Source organism: Candidatus Avelusimicrobium stercoris, from assembly GCF_002437085.1.
In the GTDB taxonomy this organism is placed as follows: Bacteria; Elusimicrobiota; Elusimicrobia; order Elusimicrobiales; family Elusimicrobiaceae; genus Avelusimicrobium; species Avelusimicrobium stercoris.
In genome coordinates, this window is record NZ_DJOA01000011.1 from 10901 (window position 1) to 12879 (window position 1979).

Annotated in this window: 2 protein-coding genes; both read left to right on the plus strand. The window is 46.7% G+C overall.

Annotated features, from left to right (window positions below; genetic code table 11):
- Nucleotides 1-378, plus strand: a 378-nt coding sequence (locus B2118_RS01860; RefSeq protein ID WP_428052843.1) for a hypothetical protein, incomplete at its 5' end; no start/stop codon positions are given.
- A 116-nt stretch (nt 379-494) separates the two neighbouring features.
- A complete protein-coding gene (locus B2118_RS01865) occupies nt 495-1406 on the plus strand; it encodes a LysR family transcriptional regulator (protein ID WP_428052845.1) in 912 nt (303 codons plus the stop codon).
- Nucleotides 1407-1979: the final 573 nt, after the last annotated feature.

Genomic DNA, 1979 nt, shown 5'->3' on the forward strand with positions numbered 1-1979 from the left:
GCCTTAACCGCCAAACGCCAAGGACCGCCGCAATATTTGGTGCCGTTTGACCAGTTTATGGAAGAGGGGTCCTTGGAAATGGCGGAAAGCCGCAACAAAACGCAGGATTGGTATTTCCAAGCCTATGCGATGGTGCGCTTTTTGTTGAATCCGGCGGGGGGAACATCACCTTCTAACCGTATGCAGTTTGAACAGTTTACGCGCCTTTTGGCGCAAGGGGAAGCCGTGCGCGACCCGGCGACGGGATTTTTGCAAAAGGATTCGCGTGGCAAAACCGTTTACCAGCCCTACTCGGTGGAAAAGGCCTTGGGCCGTTCGTACCGCTACGCCACCACATCAGCGTTTGAAGATGCCTTTTGGCGTTGGGCTAACCGGTAAATTTTAGCGGAAAAAGGATTGCGTTTTCCGTTAGATGTGATATAATTTAGTTATAGTAAATCGTGCAGTTTGATACCATTTATTTATAAAAATTAAATAAATACATAGAGTGGCTTATGGAATTGACAGAACTGGTATATTTTACAACGATTGCGCACACGGGCAATATGTCCCGTGCGGCTGCTAAATTAAAAGTATCTCAGCCCGCATTGAGCGTGGCTATCAGAAAATTGGAGCGGGATTTGGATATGCCGCTCTTCGTCCGGGCAAATAACACCATTATGTTAAATGCGGCCGGCAAGAGAGCCGTGGTATTTGCGGACAATATTTTGAACCAAGTAAACGAAATGCGGCAATTCTACCGTGCTTACGGGGAACGCAACACGGCGGCGACGCTGGCGTTTACGGACCCGGGGCCGATGCGCCTGGTGGTGCCTTTCTTTCAGAAGTATTGCACCCAAACTAAAATTTCTTCCTTGCAACTGCACTCGGATAGCGAAGTGGGGCAAACCTTGGAGGAAAAAAAGGCCGATGGCGTCGTGTGTTTAGCGGGTCCGCGTAAAAACAAAAAAGATTTTGAAAAAACTTCCGTAGCCAAAGAAGGCTTATATTTGGCGGTGCCGAAAGACCACTACTTGGCTAAACGGAAATATATCCGCTTGGATAAAGAAAAGAATTTGGACCTGGCCGTGCTGGCGGAAGACGGCGCGTATGCGCAATATTTGGTGCCGTTTTGGGAGAAGTTTTCTAAACGCCATAAAATCACCATTTACAAAGATTACGAAGCGTTTAAGAAAGCGGCCCAAGAAAATCCTCATCAGGCCCTTGTGCTTAGCCGCTTGGCCCGACGCTATTATCAGGAAGATTACGGCCGCGTGATTATGCCCATTAACGATAAAGGATTGAGCGTGCTGTATTATTTGGTGTATCTTAAAAATAATGCAGAGCGCCTGTTCCCTATTTTGCATTGGGCAAAAACGCGGGAAAACAACTTGTTAAATGTTATCCGCCCGTATTCCAATATGTAATGTAATTCTAAAATCTAAATAAAAACCCCGCTGGGTGCATCCCCGGCGGGGTTTTTTGTCGTTTTAGAGGAGCGCGACTTTATAAAGAGCGTCTTGCTCAATACATCAAAAGGGCGCGGACAATCTGCCGCCTGCAAGGCGCGGCCCGCAGGGTGCGGCGCTCTGTCGTTATTAAAAAAGAAGGTCATCCTGAATTGCCGCCATACCGCTAGGCGGCACCTCGTAAGGTTTCTGTACGGGGTCTATTAATAGGTTTCAGGATCTACCGATTGTGTCGCTAGTTGTTGTCATCCTGGAAAGTCGTAGTCCAGGATCTGTTGTTATTAAATAAGGAGTTGATACTGGACAAAAACCTTCCAGTATGACCTTGATTTTTATAATCCCCTTTTTTTATTGTGTTGTTATGCCGTCATCCCCGAGAAATTTGGCGCTCCGCTAGGGTTCTGGGGAACTGTCGTTGTCGTTTCGTCGTTTATTTTAAAGGGGTTGTTTTGTTTTTTTTGTTAAAATTTTGATAAATTGAGGTGGCCGTACCCCGGATGTATCCGCCGTATAAAAACGCGTATAAAAGGC